Here is an 18,026-nt window from a genome sequence, read left to right on the forward strand (position 1 = left end):
GGAAGCTATGCGGGAAGGCACAATTCTTTTGGCCGATAAAGCCTACGACAGCGATGCTATTCGGCAATTGGCTGAAAATAAAAAAGCATGGGCAAATATCCCACCTAAAAGCAATCGACGAAAGTCTTTTGCCTTTAGCAAATTCCTTTACCGCTACAGAAACTTGGTTGAGCGCTTCTTCAACAAACTCAAGCAATTCAGAGGCATTGCCACACGTTATGATAAGAACCCTGAGAATTTCCTCGCTGCTGTTAAACTGGCATCAGTTCGCATTTGGATAAAAAATTTATGAGTCTAGGGCCTAATCTCTTTTTCAATTTCAGCTTTGCACTTTGTGCCGTACATGACGCGAAGGAAGTCTAAAAGCATATCGGCATGGATGCTGATGTTAAGGTGTCCGCGAGTTTCGAACTCCAAGTCCACCTCGAATAGACCCTCTGGCCAAACGGTATGGTCAGTGTGGTAGATGTGAATGTCTGGCATACGTTTATCCTTTTTGGAAATTAATTACTGAAAGGGTTATCGCACGTGTCTGAATGATCCATCAATTAAGACGTTTTACTTGAGAGAGTATGGAGAAGGGCAAATCAAAACAGTTGATTTACTTCGAAGAAGAAGTTTTGTTTTTGGTGGTTTAGCTTGATGCAAGTATTCACTGGCACGATCTGCGGCAGAGCCGTGCACACAACTTTTTTTTAAAAAACTATATGTTGCGTTAGACAGCGTTAGACTCTGTTCGTATGGCAAACATAAAAAACGTTAGACTCAGGCAAAGAAAAAGGGCGTAAGCTATTGTAATAGCTTACGCCCTAATCCTTTTAAATGTAGACAATCCTGTCTAACGTTTTCTGCTTTATCTTATTGATAATAAAGCAGAATAACGATTAAGAAGAATAGTACATCTTGAATTCGATCGGGTGCGGAGCGTGTTCGAAGTTGTAAACTTCTTCCCACTTGAGGTCGAGGTAGCCGTCGATCATGTCGTCGTCGAATACACTGCCGCCTTTGAGGAATTCACGGTCAGCATCCAGAGCTTCCAGAGCTTCGCGCAGGGAACCAGCAACTGTCGGGACTTCTGCCAACTCTTCCGGCGGAAGGTCGTACAGGTTTTTGTCCATAGCATCGCCCGGGTGGATTTTGTTTTTGATACCGTCAAGACCAGCCATCATCATTGCTGCGAAGGCCAGGTATGGGTTAGCGGTCGGATCCGGGAAGCGGATTTCAACACGTTTACCTTTTGGTGACGGAGAGAACGGGATACGGCAAGATGCAGAACGGTTACGGGCAGAGTAAGCCAACAGAACGGGTGCTTCGAAGCCCGGGATCAAACGCTTGTAAGAGTTTGTAGATGGGTTTGTGAAGGCGTTCAGCGCTTTAGCATGCTTGATGATACCGCCGATGTAGTACAGGCACATATCGGACAGATCTGCATAGCCGTTACCAGCGAACAGAGGCTTGCCATCTTTCCAGATAGACTGGTGAACGTGCATACCAGAGCCGTTGTCGCCAGAGATCGGTTTCGGCATAAATGTTGCTGTTTTGCCGAAGCCGTGAGCAACCATGTGAACAACGTATTTGTAAGTTTGAACGTTGTCGGCTGTAGAAATCAGATCGCCAAACATCATGCCCAGTTCGTGCTGAGACGGTGCCACTTCGTGGTGGTGTTTGTCCATCGGCAGGCCCATTTCTTTCGCAATGGTAACCATTTCTGCACGCATGTCTTGAGCAGAGTCAACTGGCGGTACCGGGAAGTAACCACCTTTGACGCCCGGACGGTGGCCTGTGTTGCCTTCGTCGAACTCTTTACCCGTTACGTACGGACCTTCGTCAGAGTCGATTTTGAAGCCAGTGTCGTTCATTTCGTTGGTGTAGCGCACGTCGTCAAAGACGAAGAATTCTGGCTCAGCACCAAAGTAAGCGGAGTCACCGATACCTGTTGTGGACAGGTATGCCATTGCTTTTTTCGCGATACCACGTGGGCAACGGTTGTAACGCTCACCTGTAGACGGTTCGTAAACGTCGCAGTTGATGATCAGGCAAGGTTGTGCAGAGAACGGATCGATCGTCGCAGAGGTCGGGTCAGGGATCAAAGCCATGTCTGACTCGTTGATCTCTTTCCAACCTTCGATGGAGGAGCCATCAAACATGATGCCGTCTTCGAAGTCGTCTTCAGACATGACATCGGCACACATGGTCAGGTGCTGCCACTTGCCGCGCGGGTCGGTGAAGCGCAGGTCGATGTAGTCAATTTCGTTTTCTTTACAGACTTTGAAGATATCTGCAGGAGTTTTACAATCCAAGGCCATGATATTTGCCTTCCCTTATTTGAGAGTGTGGTGAAAAAAGATGAGTGTGTCGAAGCGGCTTATACGGCCTCAGCACCGGTTTCGCCGGTACGGATGCGGATCGCTTCTTCGATTGTGGAGATGAAAATTTTACCGTCGCCGATGCGGCCTGTGTGGGCTGCCTGTTGAATGGCTTCAACGGCGCCTTCGACCATGGCATCGTCAACGACGAGTTCAATTTTTACTTTGGGTAGAAAATCAACAACATATTCGGCACCGCGATACAATTCGGTGTGACCTTTCTGACGACCGAAACCTTTAGCTTCGACAACCGTAATGCCTTGCAATCCAACTTCATGGAGTGCTTCTTTTACTTCGTCCAGTTTGAACGGTTTGATAATGGCCTCGATCTTTTTCATCAGTGGCGCCTCTTGTTGTTAAAAGTCTAACTTCCCAGATGAAGGAGGACAGGAGCCGCGTTCATCGCTCTCGCCGCCTTCGCCGTTTATAAAGCATGTATCGTGCCAGATTTTAGAATAGGGAGAAAAACAAGGAATAATAAGGAGTCGCAGATTTAAGGGGTAAAAGTTGCCTCAATTTCAGACAATCTCCGTGATTAAAATTTAATCACATGTTCATTAAATATGCAGAAGGCCACTTAAGATTTCGTGCTGAAAGTCTCTCCCTTTCCTGCTTTCTGACGCGACCAGGGTATGGTAAGGCTTAAAAAGATAAAGCCAAAATTAAAAAAATAAGAACCGTGCGGATTCATTTAATCTCTTGAAAATAAGGGTTAATTTTTAAGATAATCGCGGCCGCCTGGGAGGTGCGTGGCTGACTTAGTTCGCCGACTCGGTTTTCGCAGAACGTGAGAAGTTGCATCACGTGTGCGAACTGAATAAAAAGACAGCAGTGTTATCAAAAAAAATGCCCAACAGTTGGGCGCATGAGGAAAATATGGATCACATCGCCCAATATCACAAACGCGCAACCCCAGCGGAGGAAAAGCTGGAATTATTTCTGTTTGGTTGGAGGGATGCGCAAGGGGATGGTGATGATTACGGGCTGAATACCGGACCATGTGAAAAGACGTTTAACACGTTAATCAGCACCACTTATATGTTCCAGCCCAATCCCGCCTTTACCTTGTTGTGTCGCCCTTATGAAATGACATCCGCGCAATTTGAGTATGTTCAGGAACATGATCTGGATACACAAGCGTTTTTAGAAAAACTCGGTCCTCTGCCAGAAATCAGATATGCCTTGGACTTATCTAAATATAAGGACGCCGCGTCGGCGCTGGCGGCCTTGGAAGACCTGCTCAAAAATTAATCAGTGCTGTATTTCAGGCCCAGAAGACCTGCGGTTTTGCGCAGGTGGTTTTGATCCATCAGGGTGGGGAGTTGGATGCCAAATTCATAAATGTTGGCAGAGACATGGGTGATTTTTAGGCCCTTGCACTGCCCCTCTTGGATAAAGGCGTCGATCTGGTCTGGTTTTACGGCAATTTTACCAAATGAAAGATAGTTCATTTTAGGTTTCTGAATCCTTTTCTATCTTTAAAGGAGTGTGTTAGGTTAGCGCACTTTCAGGCACTATAGGGTGAAAATATATGTCCGGGCAAGATATCGTACGCAGCCGTCTTAAATTACGGCTGGATAAAACTATTCGTGAATTGAATCAGGAGATTATTAACCCTGAAATCCCAGAAGTGAAACTGGAAGATCTGGAGCCTGTTTTGCGTCTGGTAGCCCGAACGCGCGCAGCTTATTTGAAAGAGCTTTTTGCCGTGACGCAAGGTGCGGGGGTTCATTTGCCATCCGCAGCGCAGGTGGAACGCCTGCAAGACGCGCGCGAAACTTACGAAGAATTGCTCAAAGCGTCACAAGCGTTAGAGGCGGCAATTGACCGTGGCTATCTGGATGTGATGGGCTGATATTTGAGGTTGTGTTTGCAACTGCAAATTATTTTAAGTTATTGAAGGTTAAAGGTTTCTCTTGAATATTATGTTTGCCTAACCCATGTCATGTCTGTAAGAGTCTTATCTATATGGGTAGCACTTAAGGGTTGCTACGGAATGGTCCTTACTTCCCTTAAACGCTAAAGTAGTGGAAGACTCGGTTGGGAGGGTATAAAATGGTTTTGGGCAAACAATGGGTTTCCTTGTTTTTGGCGCTAGTGTGCGTCGTTTTATCAAGTGAAGCGAGAGCGCAGCAAGACGCGCCATCCGTGTCTATTATCGACGCGAAAGCAATTCAGGAAATTAGAGACTGGCTTAAAAACCCGGTCGTTGAAATGTCGATTGCGGCACAAAATAAAAAGTACAAACAGCTTGCGCAGGAAGAAATCGACAAGCTGGACAAGCAGTGGCGTGAAGAACGCAAAAGCGAGGATCAGCCGCTGGTTGCTGCGATCCTGAGCAATCCTCTCTCAAATTATCTGACTCAAATTCAAGCGGCCTCCGGGGGGCTGTTTACAGAAATTTTTGTTATGGATGCCAATGGCCTGAACGTCGGGCAGAGCGCGATTACAGGTGACTTCTGGCAAGGCGATGAAGCCAAGTTTCAAAAGACATTTCCAAACGGGGCAGATGCTATCTTTATTGATGAAGCCGAGTTGAATGACGAAACCAAAACATGGCGCGCACAAGTCAACCTGACGGTCAATGACCAGAACAACACGCCGATTGGCGCGGTGACGGTAGAGTATAATCTGACCGAACTCGCTCGTCGTCGCGGCATGTTGTAAGAAAGAAGGATCAAAACGTCATGAAGTTTCTAAGACATATGAAAATCGCCCATAAGCTGACGCTTGTGTTCGTCATCCTGATTTCTTTTACAGTTTTTATGGCTTTGGTTGCCTATCTGTCGATCAACGATATCAAGACAGCCGATCTCGCCAGTGAAGCAGCACGCGAAACGGAAACAGCAAATAACCTCTATCAAAAAACCTACGCGGATCAACGTCAGGGACTGGTCTATTACCTCTTGACCGGGGATCGTGAGGGATTGGAGGAATATAATCGTCTGGCTGCAGAATCTATGGAGCGCTTCGCTGAACTAAAAAGAACGTCGGCCGATAATGAGACGCTGAATAAAATTGTGATGCAGTTGGCGATCTATAAAGATGAATGGACGTCGCGGTTTGCGGAGGAGCAAATCCGTCTGATGCGCAATTATCTGACGACAAATCAGGCCCGCGCAATCGAGGTGACAGGCCTGCCGCAGGAAGTGCTGAGTAAATTTGATCAAACCGCGCACGCGTTGGATAAAGAATTGCTGGCCATTATTGCGCAGTCCTTAAAAGATAAACAAGCCGCGCTTGACCGGTTTGTGATCGCGATTGTCGTATCGATTGGATTGTTGATCGTTACGGCAGTTGTGCTGGGTGTGATGTTGACACGGGTGATCGCAAATCCGATCTCGCGCATCACGGGTGTCATGGATCAGTTGGCAGATGGCCAGCTGGACGTGGAGATTCGTGGCAATGATCGTAAGGATGAGATTGGCGGGATGGCTCGTGCAGTGGAAGTCTTCCGACAAAATGCAATCCAGCAAAAGGAAATGCTGGAACGTGATGCCGAAATGCAGGAGTTGGAACGTCAGCGTCACCATGCGATGGAACGCTTGGCTCAGGACTTTGATGCCAAAATGAAAAAGGGCTTGATGGTCGTCTCCGATTCCGTTCAGCAGGTCCGCGAGTCTGCGTCCAAAATGGCGGGGAATGCCACAGAGACGGGCACGCTGTCACAAGATGCGTCTGGCGCGATCAGGGTTGCCAGTGCGAATATCAATACGGTGTCGGCCGCGTCAACCGAGCTGTCAGCCTCCATTCGTGAAATTTCCAGCCAGATTTCTAAAGCGTCTGAAGTATCGCGCGCTGCTGTGCAGGATATTGAAGAAACTAACGCCCGTGTGGAAGCGTTGAACGAAGCTGCAAACAGTATCGGGCAGGTCGTGCAGATTATTAACGACATTGCGGATCAAACCAACCTGTTGGCCTTGAACGCCACTATCGAGTCCGCGCGTGCGGGGGAAGCGGGTAAAGGGTTTGCAGTTGTGGCAAGCGAGGTGAAAAATCTCGCCAACCAGACCAGCCGCGCAACCGAGGAAATCCGCCTGAAGGTCAACGAAATTCAGCAGGAAACCGGCACCGCCGCCAGTGCCGTGCTGGGGATCGGCAATACCATCCGCACCATTGACGAGTTGACGGCACTTGTCGCCAGTGCGGTGGAAGAACAAGGCGCGGCAACAAGCGAGATTGCCCGCAACGTTGACGAAGCCGCCCAAGGTGCAAATCAGGTTGCCGACGTGGTCGGGTCCGTGGCGCATGCCGCCGACGAGACCGGGTCCCTTGCCAACGGTCAGCGCGATATTGTGGAAGAACTGAGCCGCAGCAATGAGGAGCTGAGAAATGATATCAGCACCTTCCTGCAAGAAGTGGAAAAACTCCAGTAAACTTCCCATCAGCTAGAAGCGTATGAGAGAAGCCAAGACAGTTTTATGGTTGTCTTGGCTTCTTTTTATTGGCACGTTATCTGGCCCGTGCTTGCGGCCTCACCTTAATTCATAGGCAAAGAAAATATGAAAAACAGTAACACCATTCTCGCCGAATATGGCACCACGATTTTTGCGACCATGTCGGCCTTGGCGCAGGAACATAACAGCATCAATCTGGGGCAGGGGGCGCCGGACGTGGATGGCCCGAAGGAAATTCGCGAGGTTGCCGCCAAGGCGCTGATAGACGGCCCCAATCAGTATCCCAGCATGATCGGTGTGCCGGAACTGCTCAAGGCCGTTGCACGCCACAATAAACGTTTTTATGGCTTGGATGTGGACCCTAACAGCGAAGTGGTGATTACCTCTGGTGCGACAGAGGCTCTGTGCGCCTGTTTTATGGGGCTGTTGAATCCGGGTGATGAAGTGGTTTTGATTGAGCCGCTTTACGATTCCTACTTGCCGATTATCCGCCATATTGGGGCGATTCCTAAACTGGTGCGCGTGGAGCCGCCGCATTGGGAGTTGCCGCGCGAAGAGTTGGAAGCCGCCTTTAGCGAAAAAACAAAAATGCTGGTGCTGAACTCCCCCATGAATCCGTCGGGCAAAGTTTTTAACGACGATGAATTGGCGTTTTTGGCGGGATTGGTCGAAAAATACGATGCCTATGCGGTCTGTGACGAGGTTTACGAGCATCTGGTCTTTGAAGGTCATGAACATCGTCCCTTGATGACCTATCCCGGCATGCGTGATCGCTGCATGAAAATCGGCTCGGCGGGGAAAACGTTCTCCCTGACGGGGTGGAAAATTGGTTATATCACCGCTGCCCCTGCCTTGATGAAGGCGATTATGAAGGCGCATCAGTTCCTGACCTTTACGATTCCGCCTGCTTTGCAGCTGGGGATCGCTCATGGCTTGGAATTTGGGGATGACTATTACAAAACCTTTACCCAAGAAATGCAGGATCAACGCGACCAATTGGCAGCGGGCTTGCGCGAGGTTGGCTTTAAGGTGTTGGATACCCACGGCACCTACTTCCTGACCTGTGACTTCTCTCCCTTAGGCTTTGACGGCGATGATGCGGCCTTCTGTCGCTATATTACCGAAAAGGCAGGGGTGACAGCGGTCCCGACAGGGGCGTTTTACCAGCAGGATGGGCCGAGCCATTTTGTGCGTTTTTGCTTCTGTAAACAGCCGTCTTTGTTAGAGGAAGCGGTGCGTCGCCTGAAGGATCACTTTTCAGATTAATTTTTTTGAAATAGTGGCTTGACGGGGGTGGGCGCATGGCGTACATAAGCGCCCACAGCGATGGCGATTGTAGCTCAGTTGGTTAGAGCACCGGTTTGTGGTACCGGTGGTCGGGGGTTCGAGTCCCCTCAATCGCCCCATGTAAGAAAAGCCCCTCGATCAGCGGTGACGCAGGTCGGGGGGCTTTTATTTTTGGCAGTTTTCTGCGGTTTTGAAAAAAATGTAAAAAAAATGAAAAATCCTATTGCGCTCCTCCTAAGCCACTGTTATAACCCGCCCCACACCAAGATACACCGGTGTTAAGGGATCTCGTTGGAGGGATGCCTGAGCGGCTAAAAGGGGCGGACTGTAAATCCGCTGGCTACGCCTACGTTGGTTCGAATCCAACTCCCTCCACCACTCTCACGCTGGTATCAGGTGTATAAATGAAGATGGGGGTGTAGCTCAGTTGGTTAGAGCGTCGGCCTGTCACGCCGAAGGCCGCGGGTTCGAGTCCCGTCACTCTCGCCACTTCATTTAGACTTCGGACATGTTTCGAAGAACCACATTATATCACGGTGACAGGTGATATAAACATATTGTGGGGGTGTAGCTCAGTTGGTTAGAGCGTCGGCCTGTCACGCCGAAGGCCGCGGGTTCGAGTCCCGTCACTCTCGCCATTTTAAAAAGCCTGCTGATTAAGTTCAGCGGGCTTTTTTATTGCCTGCGATTTTGTCCTTCTTTAAAGTCGTTTAATTGAGGGTAATATCAATTATAGCATGCTTGTTTATGGTTGAAAGTGTTAGGTAACGCACCTTGAAGAGCGGAGAGAATATTGACATTTTTTGATGAGGTTTATCAGAAAACTAATGTGTTTTTGAATGAAAACCCTTCTTTGAAGATGGGGACCGGTCGATACAGTTCTTTTTTTCGCGGAACTATTATGGGGACGGGAAAAAGTAATGAAGCGGAAAAACGGTTGGGTGAGTCTGGGGTTGATGTTTTATGGTTGGGTTCTAACCCTAATGTCTCAAATTCGCTTGCTGCTGTGCTGGCTCAAAAAGGTGATTTCACTTCATATGCTGAATACATACAGCAAATAGAAACTGGTTATTTTTCCGAAATAAATTTAGATACATTGCAGCCAACTTGGGACCCAGTTAATCCTGATAATAAGGTTTCTTGGCAATGGCGTTATCTTGGGAATCTGGTTTGCGAAAAATATGATAGAAATAAAATACTAATGGCCAATTTCGTGCCGTGGGGTAGCACTGATTTTAATGAGTTCTTAAAAAAGGTTTCAGAGTATGACTCGGAATTGCTCCGTAAAGTACTCGTCTTTTGCAATGATATTCATCAGCTTATGATTAAAAACTTAAAACCTAACTTGGTGATATTACCTAAAAGTATCGCCGAGAACTTATATCTTAATCGCATTTTGGATACGCAAGTATCAATGAAGTACCTAAATGGTAGGGTAGAGAAAATTGGTACGTCTGATAGGAGGCTTAGTATTTCTGTAGCTGACGTGAAATTAGAGGGCCACAAATATCGCGCTGTTTCAACATACCATCCTTCTTATCCAATGAGGAAAGGAGAGAGGGAGGCTTTGTACCAAACTTTGAGGTCTGTTTTTAGCGAATAACGGGGACGCACACGAAATTATCTTTCACGTCTGTCTAAAAGAACTCGCAACGACCAAGGTGAGAGGCTCTTACAGTTCGTACACTCAGATCCCAATTCAACATCCCCCATCACGCCCCTTGACCTGCGGGGGAAATCGCCTTACATCTAGGGTGTTCGCTTTCGGGCGGACTATGGCGCTAGAGGCCTGTATGGAATAAGCTGACTGGACCCGGGGGCGGTACCCGGCGCCTCCACCATAAGCCGATCAGATTGGTCGGTTTGTGAGGGGGGCGAAATAGGATCGACAGCGGTAGTAAAGATACGCGGTTGCGCTCGGTGAGCTACCACCGACATCGGTGCAAACATTACTAAATGCCAACGACAATCGTATGGCTCCGGTTGCAGCTGCTGCGTAACGCAGTCGCTTGACCAAATTCAATTCCTGCATGGGTGAGTCTATGTAGGTGGGGTTCGGGGGTACCTAGCAACAGAGACCCCCACTTTCTCCCTAACACATATAAATTAGCCCATGCCAACGCCTTTGTAGCGTCGGTTAAGTCGTGAAATTTTGTCGTGATACAGCGTTGCGATGGCAACGATGACCCATGAGGCATGAAACGCCACATGCATAAAGATCACCAGTTCCCCAGAAATTGGCCCGATGGAGGCCCGCTGGAAAATCTCTGTCATCCCAAGGGCAGGGGTGGGGTGAATGGTCAGCTTGCCGTAATAGGCGATCGCCTGAATACTTAACAGCCACGCATAACTGCGCCGCAGCCGTCGACCAATGGCGCGCAGCATACTGATATGATGGCGAGGGTTTATATAATCGTTGGCAAGGATGGTGTGCCAATCGCCATGACGTTCATAGTCTTTCCCCAACAGCATGGGGGCGTAGAGTTCGGTCTCTATATGTCGTGCGCGTGCCCGCCAGACGTTAAAGTAACGATAGCGCCGCGCTTCAAACACCAAAAAGACGATCACCAGCAAGCCCACAAGCACCAAGGGCAAGGGGGAGGCGTTCTGTCCACTAAAGGTGATGGAAAAGGCGATCCCGGTGGTGACAACCGCCCAGTTGGTGGTGTTGTCCAATCGCGTGCGCCAGGTGGTCGATCGATAGACCTCGCCCCGATAAAGGTGGGCAAGGGCGCCGAGTTCGGCTGAGGTGAAGTCTTTTATTTGATCTTGTTTTTTTGTCATCTTGGAAGTCCCTGTTTTTTAAACAGAGTGCGACAAACCGGAAACTCTTTCAACCATCAAAAAAAAGAACGAAAGGAACATAGAAAGAACATTTATTGACAAGATAGATATGTTCCGCTAATGTTCTTTTAACGAGTCGATGATCTGGAGAGTGAAAATGTATATTCCAACTTTTGCAAAAGAGTTCCTCGCGCTGGGCAGCATCTTTGTTGCGGGTTATGCGTGGTCTTTCATTTTATAGTTTTTTATGAGAACAAAACGGGAATTTAAAAATGAGTTACCGTGAATTGGGTGAGGCCCGTATCCTCAAACGCTATAACAAAAGCGACTATCTTGCCCCCGCCCGCCGCCCGGTGGTGCCGAAGGCGACGAAGGAAGATTGGCAATCTTTAGGTCAAGCGACTACGCAGTTTTTACAGCATGTCAAACCGGCTTGTGTGACGGCCCGATAGTTATCGGTGCACTGCCTTGTTTGATTGTGGGCGAAACGATGCCGCCAGTACGCAGCCCGCGCGTGGCATCGTTTCGCCTTTTTATCTTAGTTCAGGGAGAGGGCGGCGTCCGGCACAGGTGGCAGGGCGCGTTTTTGACCATTTTCGTCTATGGCGACGAAGGTGAAAATCCCTTCGGTTACTTTCTCACGCACTAATGTGGCACGGCGCAAGGCCCATAATTCGACCTTGATGGACATGGAGGTGTTGCCTTCGCGCACAATGTCGGTATAAACGCACACAACGTCACCGACCTTGACGGGTTTCAGAAACGACATCGCTTCAACGCCAACCGTGGCAACGCGACCTTGGGCGCGCCATCCTGCGGTAATGCCGCCAGCCAAATCCATTTGGGACATGACCCAGCCGCCGAAAATGTCGCCGTTGGGGTTTGTGTCACCGGGCATCGCCAGTGTACGGATTGCGGGGGTGCCTTGGGGGGAGGTTCCGTTCTCGTTCATATCGGGTCCAGATTTTATTTGTTTTTAAAAAAAGCGGATGACAGGGATAATATCATGCTTGCCCGAAGGCTGCATCCTTCCTATCATCGCCAAGCAATGTGTTTATCAGGGGTATAAAGTAAATTGTCTACGGATTTATTTGAGAACAACACGCCAAAAGTTGAGGGTGACTACACCGCACAGGACATCGAAGTCCTGGAAGGTTTGGAGCCTGTTCGTAAGCGACCCGGTATGTATATCGGCGGGACGGACGAAAGGGCTTATCACCACCTTGTTGCCGAGATTCTCGATAACTCCATGGATGAAGCGGTTGCCGGACACGCCAGCCGCATTGAATTGGAGCTGGATGAGAACGGCTATGTCACGATCCGTGATAACGGGCGGGGCATTCCGATCGACCCGCACCCCAAGTTTAAAGATAAATCCGCCCTTGAAGTGATCATGACGACTCTGCACTCCGGTGGTAAATTCTCCGGCAAGGCCTATCAGACCTCCGGCGGTTTGCATGGGGTGGGGATGTCGGTGGTGAACGCCTTGTCCGATGATTTGACCGTAGAGGTCGCGCGTGATCGCACGCTATGGCGTCAGGTGTTTAGCCGCGGCCTTGCCCAGACGACATTGACCAACGAAGGGCAGGTGAATAACCGCCGTGGCACGACCATCTCTTTCCATCCTGACCCGCAGATTTTCGGCTCCCGCCTTTATTTTAAGCCTGCGTTACTCTATAAGATGGCGCGTTCAAAAGCCTATTTGTTCAAGGGCGTGGAAATCCGCTGGAAATGTGCGGAAAGCCTGTTGAAGGACGGTGACAAGACCCCGGCGCAAGGTGTGCTGCATTTCCCCGGTGGTTTGTCTGATTATCTGTCTCATATGCTGGAAGGGCGTGAAGCCAAGACTGATCAGCCTTTTGCGGGGGATGTAAAATTCCCGGACGAGCAAGGCAAGGTCGAATGGGCCATCGCCTGGCCGGAAGATGAAGAAGCCTTCTTTAATTCTTACTGTAATACAGTTCCGACCCCGTTGGGTGGAACACACGAACAGGGGTTTCGGAATGCCCTGACGAAAGGCGTACGTGCCTACGGTGAGTTGATCAACAACAAAGCCGCCTCCAAGATCACGGCAGATGATGTGATTAATGGGGCCTGTATTATGCTGTCCGCCTTTATTCGCGATCCACAGTTTCAGGGCCAAACCAAGGAAAAGCTGGGCACTCAAGAAGCAGCGAAGCTGGTAGAAACAGCGATCCGTGACAATTTTGATCACTGGCTTGCGGGTAATCCCGAGATCGGGTCGCAGTTGGTCGAATATTTGGTAGAACGCGCCGAAGTGCGTCTGCGCCGCAAAAATGCAAAACAGATGAAACGTCAGTCCGCAACGAAACGCTTGCGCTTGCCGGGTAAGTTAACGGATTGCACCCGTTCCGTCTCCGACGGGACTGAAATCTTTCTGGTGGAAGGGGACTCAGCAGGCGGGTCTGCAAAGCAGGCGCGTAACCGGGAAAATCAGGCGATCTTGCCGTTGCGCGGTAAAGTGCTGAATGTGGCGTCTGCCTCCATCGATAAAATCAACGCCAACCAAGAACTGAATGATTTGGGGGAAGCCCTAGGCTGCGGCACCCGCGAAGGCTTTGAGCTGGATGATTTGCGTTATGAAAAAGTCATTATTATGACCGATGCGGACGTGGACGGGGCGCATATTGCCTCCTTGCTGATGACCTTCTTTTATCAGGAAATGCCGGGGCTGATCGAGTCCGGTCGCCTTTATCTGGCTCAGCCGCCGCTTTATCGTCTGGCCAATGGGGCCAAGAGCATCTATGCCATGGATGATCTGGAAAAAGATAAATTGATGGAAACCGAGTTTAAAAACAAAAAGGTGGATATCAGCCGATTTAAGGGTCTGGGGGAGATGCCACCGGCTCAGTTGAAGGAAACCACCATGGACCCGAAGAAACGCACGCTGTTGCGCGTCACCATTCAGGGCCATGGGGATGAAGGCGAAGATGCTGCTAAAGAAACCAAGGATCTGGTCAATCAGTTGATGGGTAAAAAGCCGGAACTGCGTTTTCAGTTTATTCAGGAACGCGCGAAGTTTGTGGAAGACCTTGACGTTTAAATGTGGCGGAAAGTGAGGTTGCGTGAAATATCTGTTCCCTCTTACGATTGCTCTATCGGTTAGTGCTTGCGTGCCATCCATTATGCAACGCGATCAAATACGACTTGGTATGCAAGGATGGATGCGCGGGGCGGCGGCTGAAGGCCAGTTGGGCATTGAATTTCATAACGTGCCGGATGCGTTAGAACGCGCAGCCATTGTTGCGGCGATGGATGGGCATAATTATGGTCCGGTGGTTTCCCTGAAAGCGCAAATGCCGCAAGAGAAGGGGGCACGGGTCGTGCTGTATAAGGACCCGCAGCCTAAGGTCTTTGGTGATAAGTTGTGCCAGCTCAGCGAGAAAGGGTTTGCGCCGGCGGGACGCCAAGATACAAAAATTACCCTGTCTCTTTGCTATAATGATCTGAGCTATGGATATGTAAGTGCAACTTCTTTGGAAAATCCCTTAGTTCGCGGGACGCAAGCTTTCGACGCTTTTTATCGCGCCGCCTATCGTTTGTTGACTGATCCAACATATGAACGTCAGGAATGGGGTAGCAGTTGTCGCAAGCCACCTTGTTAAGAAATAAAAAAGGCTCCCTCGGTCAAGAAGGGAGCCTTTTTTGATCTTTAGCGGATTTATGGGAACATCGGCTGTTGCATCAGGCCTGCGGTTTCATCGAAACCGAACATGACGTTCATGTTCTGCACGGCTTGACCAGATGCGCCTTTGACCACGTTATCTTCAACGCAAATCAGGATCGCACGGCCTTCTACACGGTCGGCAAAGACACCGATCAGGCAATAGTTAGACCCACGAACATGACGGGTTGCGGGGCTTTGTCCTTCTTCGACAACGCGTACGAACGGATCATTTTTGTAGGTTTCCTTCAGGGTTGCACGCAGATCGTCCACGCTCGCCCCATTGTCCATTTTGACGTAGATTGTGGACAGGATTCCCCGGTTCATGGGCATAAGGTGCGGGGTGAAGGTGACTGTAACCGGTTCACCGTATGCTTCGCTGAGGCCTTGTTCAATTTCCGGCCCGTGGCGATGGGTGCCCACACCATACGCATGGATCGCATCTGAAACTTCGCAGAACAGGCTGCCTTCTTTTGGCGAACGACCCGCCCCTGTGACGCCGGATTTGGAGTCAATGATGATTCCGTTCGGGCTGATTTGGGCATTTTTGATCAGTGGGATCAAAGGCAGTTGTGCCGAGGTCGGGTAGCAACCGGGGTTGGCGACCAAACGCGCTTTGGCGATTTCGGCACGTTTCAGTTCTGTCAGGCCGTAGACGGCTTCTTTTTGCAGTTCCGGTGCGCGGTGTTCATCACCGTACCATTTTGCGTATTCTTCAATATCTTTCAGGCGGAAGTCGGCGGACAGGTCCACGATGCGCACATTCTGCGGTAGGCTTGCGATAAAGGCTTGCGTGGTGCCGTGGGGCAGACAGCAAAAGCAGATATCGATTGCGGACCAGTCAACCTCTTCCATCGTCACAAGGTCAGGCAGGTCGAGACCGCCAAGATGGGGAAAAACATCAGCCATGCGCATGCCGGCTTTTCGGTCTGCGGTCATCGCCGTGATTGCAACGTTGGGATGGTTGATGAGTAGACGGACCAGTTCTGCCCCTGTGTAGCCGCTGGCACCGACAATTGCTGCATTAATCTTGTTCATGTTTTTCTCTATTGTGGCTTGAAAATAAAAAAGGACCCGAACGGGTCCTCATGACTGAGTCCAAAAACACCCGTTCCGTAGTTAGTAAACTGGGGAGGTGAATCGTCGCATGGCTCTGTCTTTCCTAAAGAATAAGATATTAGTGACTACGTTTTTATCACTTTTAAGCAAGAAATCCACTCTTTTTGTGAATGCACGGGTTGAGATAAAACAAAAACGTCATAAATCTTTAGGGTATCCTTAATCTTCATCCTTTAATCTGTAGGGGATGAAATGTACGAAAGATGTGAGAGAAAGATTATGAGTAAAGAACAAAACTTCCTGATTAAATACGGTATCCATAACTTCGTCAGCTGTGCCCTAGAAGGCGGCAAGAACGTGTTTTATATCCGTAAGTCAGAACGCGACAACATGATCGCCCATGCAAAAAAACTGCTGCAAGGCGGCTATGGCGATCAGGTGGAAATTCACGTGGTCTAACGACGCGTTTTTTTCTGATGAAGACAGGCAAGGGCGAGCGTTACAGGCATCGCCCTTTTTTGTGTCTTGGGCTCAGGACTTCATCAAATCGCGTTTGGCGGCAATCGTGTTGTCGATATTTTTCAAAATGTCATAGGCTTTGCTTTTGGTCAGGCCCAGATGTTCAGAGACTTCCAGCAAAAGTTCTCGTTCAGCGCGGTCGGATTGCCCGCTTTCCAGCCCCTCGATCATGGCGATGATATTGTCTTTGATCTTATGAAAAACTTCTTCATCACTTAAGGGCCGCACAGTTTGAATGACGCGCACGATATCCCCGTCAATATAGATAATGTCGTCGCTGCGCGCTTCTTCTTCTCCGATCTCACAGGTCTGAACCAGGACGGGCAACCATCCAAGATTTCGCAAGGTTCCCTGTGCTGAATGATTGAGTGGTTCCCCAGTCTCAGGGTGGGTGGGGTGTTTGGCAATTTTGATTAATTTACCATCTTCAACATATGCAAACATGAGACGCCCCTTTCCTGTTTTCTTAAAGGGATGCTATCACAGCTGTATGGGAATGTATAACACCTTGAATATGTGCGCGAAGAGGGCTTCAAATTCGTTGCTTTTCGTAAGGTTTGACCGGATAGTATAAGGTGTTGAATAATTCTAGACTGGAAAGAAATAGATCATGAGTGCACTCGTCACAGCATGGCAATTAAACGCATCGGGCGGTGGTGAAGAGCTAAGGGAAGATCAGATTGCCTCCAAATTGAAAGAGGACAAAATCGTCTGGGTTCATTTGGATGCCATGGACCCTGAGGCAAAGCCGTTGTTGAAAGAGTTTTGCGAGCTGGATGTGCATGTGGAGGCCAGCTTGTTTGCCAGCAACACACGCCCCCGTGCGGACGAATTTGAGGATGGCTGTCTAATCAACCTGCGCGGCGTCAATGTCAATGAAGGCAAAGACCCGGTTGACATGATTTCAGCGCGGTTGTGGATTTCCGGCAATATGATTATCTCGCTGCGCAGGCAGCGTATGATGGCGTTTAATGATTTGCGTGAACAGTTGGCGCGGGGAAAAGGGCCAACAGGGCAGGGTGATTTTGTGGCGCGGGTGTCCAATTTGTTGACGGTGCGGATGTTACCGGTTTTGGAAGCGATCGATGACCAAATCACCAGCTTTGAAGATATGGATTATCTAAAGCGGGGCGTGGATGACGAACTGATCGAACAGCGTCAGAATGCCGCGCGTCTAAACCGTTACATCACCCCACAACAGCAGGCGTTGTTGAAACTCAGCACGCTGGAGGCCGATTGGCTGTCAGATGGACATAAGACGAGTATTCGCCAGGCCTTAGACAGTGTGATGCTCTATCTCGACGAAATCAAAGAGTTGAAAGAACGTATGGAAATCCTCAATGACCAGCTGCAAAAGCAATCGAATGGCCGGATTGAACATACAATGTATGTCCTGTCAGTCGTGGCAGGGATTTTCTTGCCGCTGGGCTTTTTGACCGGGCTTTTGGGGATCAATGTTGGCGGCATGCCGGGGGTTGAGGATCAGAACGCGTTCTGGCTGGTCTCCTTGATTATTCTGGTGATCGGGATTGCCGAGTTTATGTATTTTAAATGGAAGAAGTGGATTTAATCTGTCTTTTCCAGCCTGTGCTTTAGCTCTTGCAGCAGGGGGACGAGTTCCGCGATGGTGTGGGATTTATCTGGTGGGGTGAGGCATAACATGGCTTTACCCTCATCGGTGCGATAGATTTGGATCAAGTCTAGCGAATGCTGGAATATATAGTGCACTTCCTGTGTGGAGAGGACAGCCGGTTCGGCTTCTGGAAAGAGGGCTTCCAGCAGGGGTTGGGCATCCGTAAACTCGGTGGCAGGATCGACTTTATCGATGATGAGTTGGTAGAGGTCTTCTAGGAGTTTGTTTTTGTGTTTTTCGAGGCTATTGAGCATGAACTGTCAAACAGGGTTGATTTTTGCCGAGAGGGTCTGTAT

20 protein-coding genes, 4 tRNA genes and 1 other RNA gene are annotated in these 18,026 nt (G+C 49.4%); 17 read left to right on the top strand and 8 right to left on the bottom strand.

The features are described from left to right. Nucleotides 1-292: IS5/IS1182 family transposase (locus Q397_RS0117195; RefSeq protein WP_028879534.1), on the top strand; the 292-nt coding region annotated here is incomplete at its 5' end. A 592-nt stretch (nt 293-884) separates the two neighbouring features. Here Q397_RS0117195 and glnA read toward each other — a convergent pair. Both glnA and Q397_RS0117210 read right to left on the bottom strand, forming a co-directional pair. Then, nucleotides 885-2,306 carry a type I glutamate--ammonia ligase gene (gene glnA, locus Q397_RS0117205; RefSeq protein ID WP_038014568.1) on the bottom strand — a complete coding sequence of 474 codons (1,422 nt, stop codon included), beginning with the start codon at nt 2,304-2,306 and terminating at the stop codon, nt 885-887. A 59-nt stretch (nt 2,307-2,365) separates the two neighbouring features. Next, nucleotides 2,366-2,704 (bottom strand): P-II family nitrogen regulator, encoded by a 339-nt coding sequence (locus tag Q397_RS0117210; RefSeq protein ID WP_028880471.1) that lies wholly within the window; start codon nt 2,702-2,704, stop codon nt 2,366-2,368. Nucleotides 2,705-3,242: 538 nt separating this feature from the next. Here Q397_RS0117210 and Q397_RS0117215 point away from each other — a divergent pair. Next, nucleotides 3,243-3,617, top strand: coding sequence for a hypothetical protein (locus tag Q397_RS0117215; RefSeq protein WP_156950766.1), 375 nt, complete (start codon nt 3,243-3,245; stop codon nt 3,615-3,617). On the opposite strand, the gene Q397_RS0117220 is transcribed toward Q397_RS0117215, so the two are convergent. Beyond that, nucleotides 3,614-3,817 (bottom strand): hypothetical protein, encoded by a 204-nt coding sequence (locus tag Q397_RS0117220; RefSeq protein ID WP_028880473.1) that lies wholly within the window; start codon nt 3,815-3,817, stop codon nt 3,614-3,616. The two genes, Q397_RS0117215 and Q397_RS0117220, sit on opposite strands and share 4 nt — an antisense overlap. An 80-nt stretch (nt 3,818-3,897) precedes the next feature. Between Q397_RS0117220 and Q397_RS0117225 the strand changes: the two genes are divergently transcribed. The 10 genes from Q397_RS0117225 to ssrA all read left to right on the top strand — a co-directional run bounded on the left by Q397_RS0117225 (nt 3,898) and on the right by ssrA (nt 10,136). Next, on the top strand, nt 3,898-4,221 hold the full coding sequence (locus Q397_RS0117225) for a hypothetical protein (RefSeq protein ID WP_028880474.1): 324 nt from the start codon (nt 3,898-3,900) through the stop codon (nt 4,219-4,221). Nucleotides 4,222-4,514: 293 nt separating this feature from the next. After that, entirely contained in the window at nt 4,515-5,033 is a 519-nt protein-coding gene (locus tag Q397_RS0117230; protein ID WP_205618857.1) for a hypothetical protein, read from the top strand. 20 nt (nt 5,034-5,053) lie between these two features. After that, nucleotides 5,054-6,742: a methyl-accepting chemotaxis protein gene (locus Q397_RS0117235; protein WP_028880476.1), complete on the top strand. Its 1,689-nt coding sequence runs from the start codon at nt 5,054-5,056 to the stop codon at nt 6,740-6,742. A gap of 126 nt (nt 6,743-6,868) precedes the next feature. Further along, nucleotides 6,869-8,029, top strand: a complete 1,161-nt coding sequence (locus Q397_RS0117240) for an aminotransferase (protein ID WP_028880477.1) — start codon at nt 6,869-6,871, stop codon at nt 8,027-8,029. A 63-nt stretch (nt 8,030-8,092) separates the two neighbouring features. Further along, nucleotides 8,093-8,169: transfer RNA gene (locus Q397_RS0117245), tRNA-His, on the top strand. Between the two features lie 174 nt (nt 8,170-8,343). Continuing rightward, a tRNA-Tyr gene (locus Q397_RS0117250) sits at nt 8,344-8,428 on the top strand. A 34-nt stretch (nt 8,429-8,462) separates the two neighbouring features. Then, nucleotides 8,463-8,539, top strand: a tRNA-Asp gene (locus tag Q397_RS0117255). Nucleotides 8,540-8,611: 72 nt separating this feature from the next. Then, nucleotides 8,612-8,688 (top strand) — tRNA-Asp (locus tag Q397_RS0117260). A 155-nt stretch (nt 8,689-8,843) separates the two neighbouring features. After that, entirely contained in the window at nt 8,844-9,653 is an 810-nt protein-coding gene (locus Q397_RS0117265; protein ID WP_038014572.1) for a hypothetical protein, read from the top strand. A gap of 114 nt (nt 9,654-9,767) precedes the next feature. Next, nucleotides 9,768-10,136, top strand: a transfer-messenger RNA (tmRNA) gene (ssrA, locus tag Q397_RS24790). 20 nt (nt 10,137-10,156) lie between these two features. On the opposite strand, the gene Q397_RS0117270 is transcribed toward ssrA, so the two are convergent. Continuing rightward, nucleotides 10,157-10,834, bottom strand: coding sequence for a DUF2270 domain-containing protein (locus Q397_RS0117270; protein ID WP_028880479.1), 678 nt, complete (start codon nt 10,832-10,834; stop codon nt 10,157-10,159). A gap of 272 nt (nt 10,835-11,106) precedes the next feature. Here Q397_RS0117270 and Q397_RS0117280 point away from each other — a divergent pair, with 272 nt between their 5' ends. Further along, complete coding sequence (locus Q397_RS0117280) at nt 11,107-11,286, top strand: hypothetical protein (protein WP_028880480.1); 180 nt, start codon at nt 11,107-11,109, stop codon at nt 11,284-11,286. Nucleotides 11,287-11,372: 86 nt separating this feature from the next. On the opposite strand, the gene Q397_RS0117285 is transcribed toward Q397_RS0117280, so the two are convergent. After that, the gene (locus Q397_RS0117285) at nt 11,373-11,786 is read right to left on the bottom strand and encodes an acyl-CoA thioesterase (protein ID WP_028880481.1); all 414 of its coding nucleotides are present in this window, start codon (nt 11,784-11,786) and stop codon (nt 11,373-11,375) included. Between the two features lie 123 nt (nt 11,787-11,909). Here Q397_RS0117285 and parE point away from each other — a divergent pair, with 123 nt between their 5' ends. Next, nucleotides 11,910-13,898, top strand: a complete 1,989-nt coding sequence (gene parE / locus Q397_RS0117290; RefSeq protein ID WP_028880482.1) for a DNA topoisomerase IV subunit B — start codon at nt 11,910-11,912, stop codon at nt 13,896-13,898. Nucleotides 13,899-13,920: 22 nt separating this feature from the next. Further along, nucleotides 13,921-14,460, top strand: a complete 540-nt coding sequence (locus Q397_RS0117295) for a hypothetical protein (RefSeq protein ID WP_156950767.1) — start codon at nt 13,921-13,923, stop codon at nt 14,458-14,460. Between the two features lie 56 nt (nt 14,461-14,516). On the opposite strand, the gene argC is transcribed toward Q397_RS0117295, so the two are convergent. Continuing rightward, nucleotides 14,517-15,557: an N-acetyl-gamma-glutamyl-phosphate reductase gene (gene argC, locus Q397_RS0117300; protein WP_028880484.1), complete on the bottom strand. Its 1,041-nt coding sequence runs from the start codon at nt 15,555-15,557 to the stop codon at nt 14,517-14,519. A gap of 300 nt (nt 15,558-15,857) precedes the next feature. On the opposite strand from argC, the gene Q397_RS0117305 reads away from it, so the two are divergent. Continuing rightward, on the top strand, nt 15,858-16,037 hold the full coding sequence (locus tag Q397_RS0117305; protein ID WP_028880485.1) for a hypothetical protein: 180 nt from the start codon (nt 15,858-15,860) through the stop codon (nt 16,035-16,037). A gap of 72 nt (nt 16,038-16,109) precedes the next feature. On the opposite strand, the gene Q397_RS0117310 is transcribed toward Q397_RS0117305, so the two are convergent. After that, a complete protein-coding gene (locus Q397_RS0117310; RefSeq protein ID WP_028880486.1) occupies nt 16,110-16,541 on the bottom strand; it encodes a hypothetical protein in 432 nt (143 codons plus the stop codon). A 166-nt stretch (nt 16,542-16,707) separates the two neighbouring features. Here Q397_RS0117310 and Q397_RS0117315 point away from each other — a divergent pair, with 166 nt between their 5' ends. Beyond that, nucleotides 16,708-17,667, top strand: a complete 960-nt coding sequence (locus tag Q397_RS0117315) for a zinc transporter ZntB (RefSeq protein ID WP_028880487.1) — start codon at nt 16,708-16,710, stop codon at nt 17,665-17,667. On the opposite strand, the gene Q397_RS0117320 is transcribed toward Q397_RS0117315, so the two are convergent. Continuing rightward, nucleotides 17,664-17,984, bottom strand: a complete 321-nt coding sequence (locus Q397_RS0117320; protein ID WP_028880488.1) for a hypothetical protein — start codon at nt 17,982-17,984, stop codon at nt 17,664-17,666. The genes Q397_RS0117315 and Q397_RS0117320 overlap by 4 nt on opposite strands. Between the last annotated feature and the right edge of the window lie 42 nt (nt 17,985-18,026).

It is taken from the genome of Terasakiella pusilla DSM 6293 (genome assembly GCF_000688235.1).
GTDB lineage: Bacteria > Pseudomonadota > Alphaproteobacteria > Rhodospirillales > Terasakiellaceae > Terasakiella > Terasakiella pusilla.

What these genes read in the sequence shown, in the direction of transcription:
- Q397_RS0117225 (WP_028880474.1), top strand. Translation starts at nt 3,898, where the DNA reads ATGTCCGGGCAAGATATCGTACGCAGCCGTCTTAAATTACGGCTGGAT.
- Q397_RS0117310 (WP_028880486.1), bottom strand. Translation starts at nt 16,541, where the DNA reads ATGTTTGCATATGTTGAAGATGGTAAATTAATCAAAATTGCCAAACAC.
- Q397_RS0117220 (WP_028880473.1), bottom strand. Translation starts at nt 3,817, where the DNA reads ATGAACTATCTTTCATTTGGTAAAATTGCCGTAAAACCAGACCAGATC.
- Q397_RS0117270 (WP_028880479.1), bottom strand. Translation starts at nt 10,834, where the DNA reads ATGACAAAAAAACAAGATCAAATAAAAGACTTCACCTCAGCCGAACTC.
- Q397_RS0117320 (WP_028880488.1), bottom strand. Translation starts at nt 17,984, where the DNA reads ATGCTCAATAGCCTCGAAAAACACAAAAACAAACTCCTAGAAGACCTC.
- Q397_RS0117235 (WP_028880476.1), top strand. Translation starts at nt 5,054, where the DNA reads ATGAAGTTTCTAAGACATATGAAAATCGCCCATAAGCTGACGCTTGTG.
- Q397_RS0117315 (WP_028880487.1), top strand. Translation starts at nt 16,708, where the DNA reads ATGAGTGCACTCGTCACAGCATGGCAATTAAACGCATCGGGCGGTGGT.
- Q397_RS0117280 (WP_028880480.1), top strand. Translation starts at nt 11,107, where the DNA reads ATGAGTTACCGTGAATTGGGTGAGGCCCGTATCCTCAAACGCTATAAC.
- glnA (WP_038014568.1), bottom strand. Translation starts at nt 2,306, where the DNA reads ATGGCCTTGGATTGTAAAACTCCTGCAGATATCTTCAAAGTCTGTAAA.
- Q397_RS0117305 (WP_028880485.1), top strand. Translation starts at nt 15,858, where the DNA reads ATGAGTAAAGAACAAAACTTCCTGATTAAATACGGTATCCATAACTTC.
- argC (WP_028880484.1), bottom strand. Translation starts at nt 15,557, where the DNA reads ATGAACAAGATTAATGCAGCAATTGTCGGTGCCAGCGGCTACACAGGG.
- Q397_RS0117210 (WP_028880471.1), bottom strand. Translation starts at nt 2,704, where the DNA reads ATGAAAAAGATCGAGGCCATTATCAAACCGTTCAAACTGGACGAAGTA.
- Q397_RS0117240 (WP_028880477.1), top strand. Translation starts at nt 6,869, where the DNA reads ATGAAAAACAGTAACACCATTCTCGCCGAATATGGCACCACGATTTTT.
- Q397_RS0117285 (WP_028880481.1), bottom strand. Translation starts at nt 11,786, where the DNA reads ATGAACGAGAACGGAACCTCCCCCCAAGGCACCCCCGCAATCCGTACA.
- Q397_RS0117215 (WP_156950766.1), top strand. Translation starts at nt 3,243, where the DNA reads ATGGATCACATCGCCCAATATCACAAACGCGCAACCCCAGCGGAGGAA.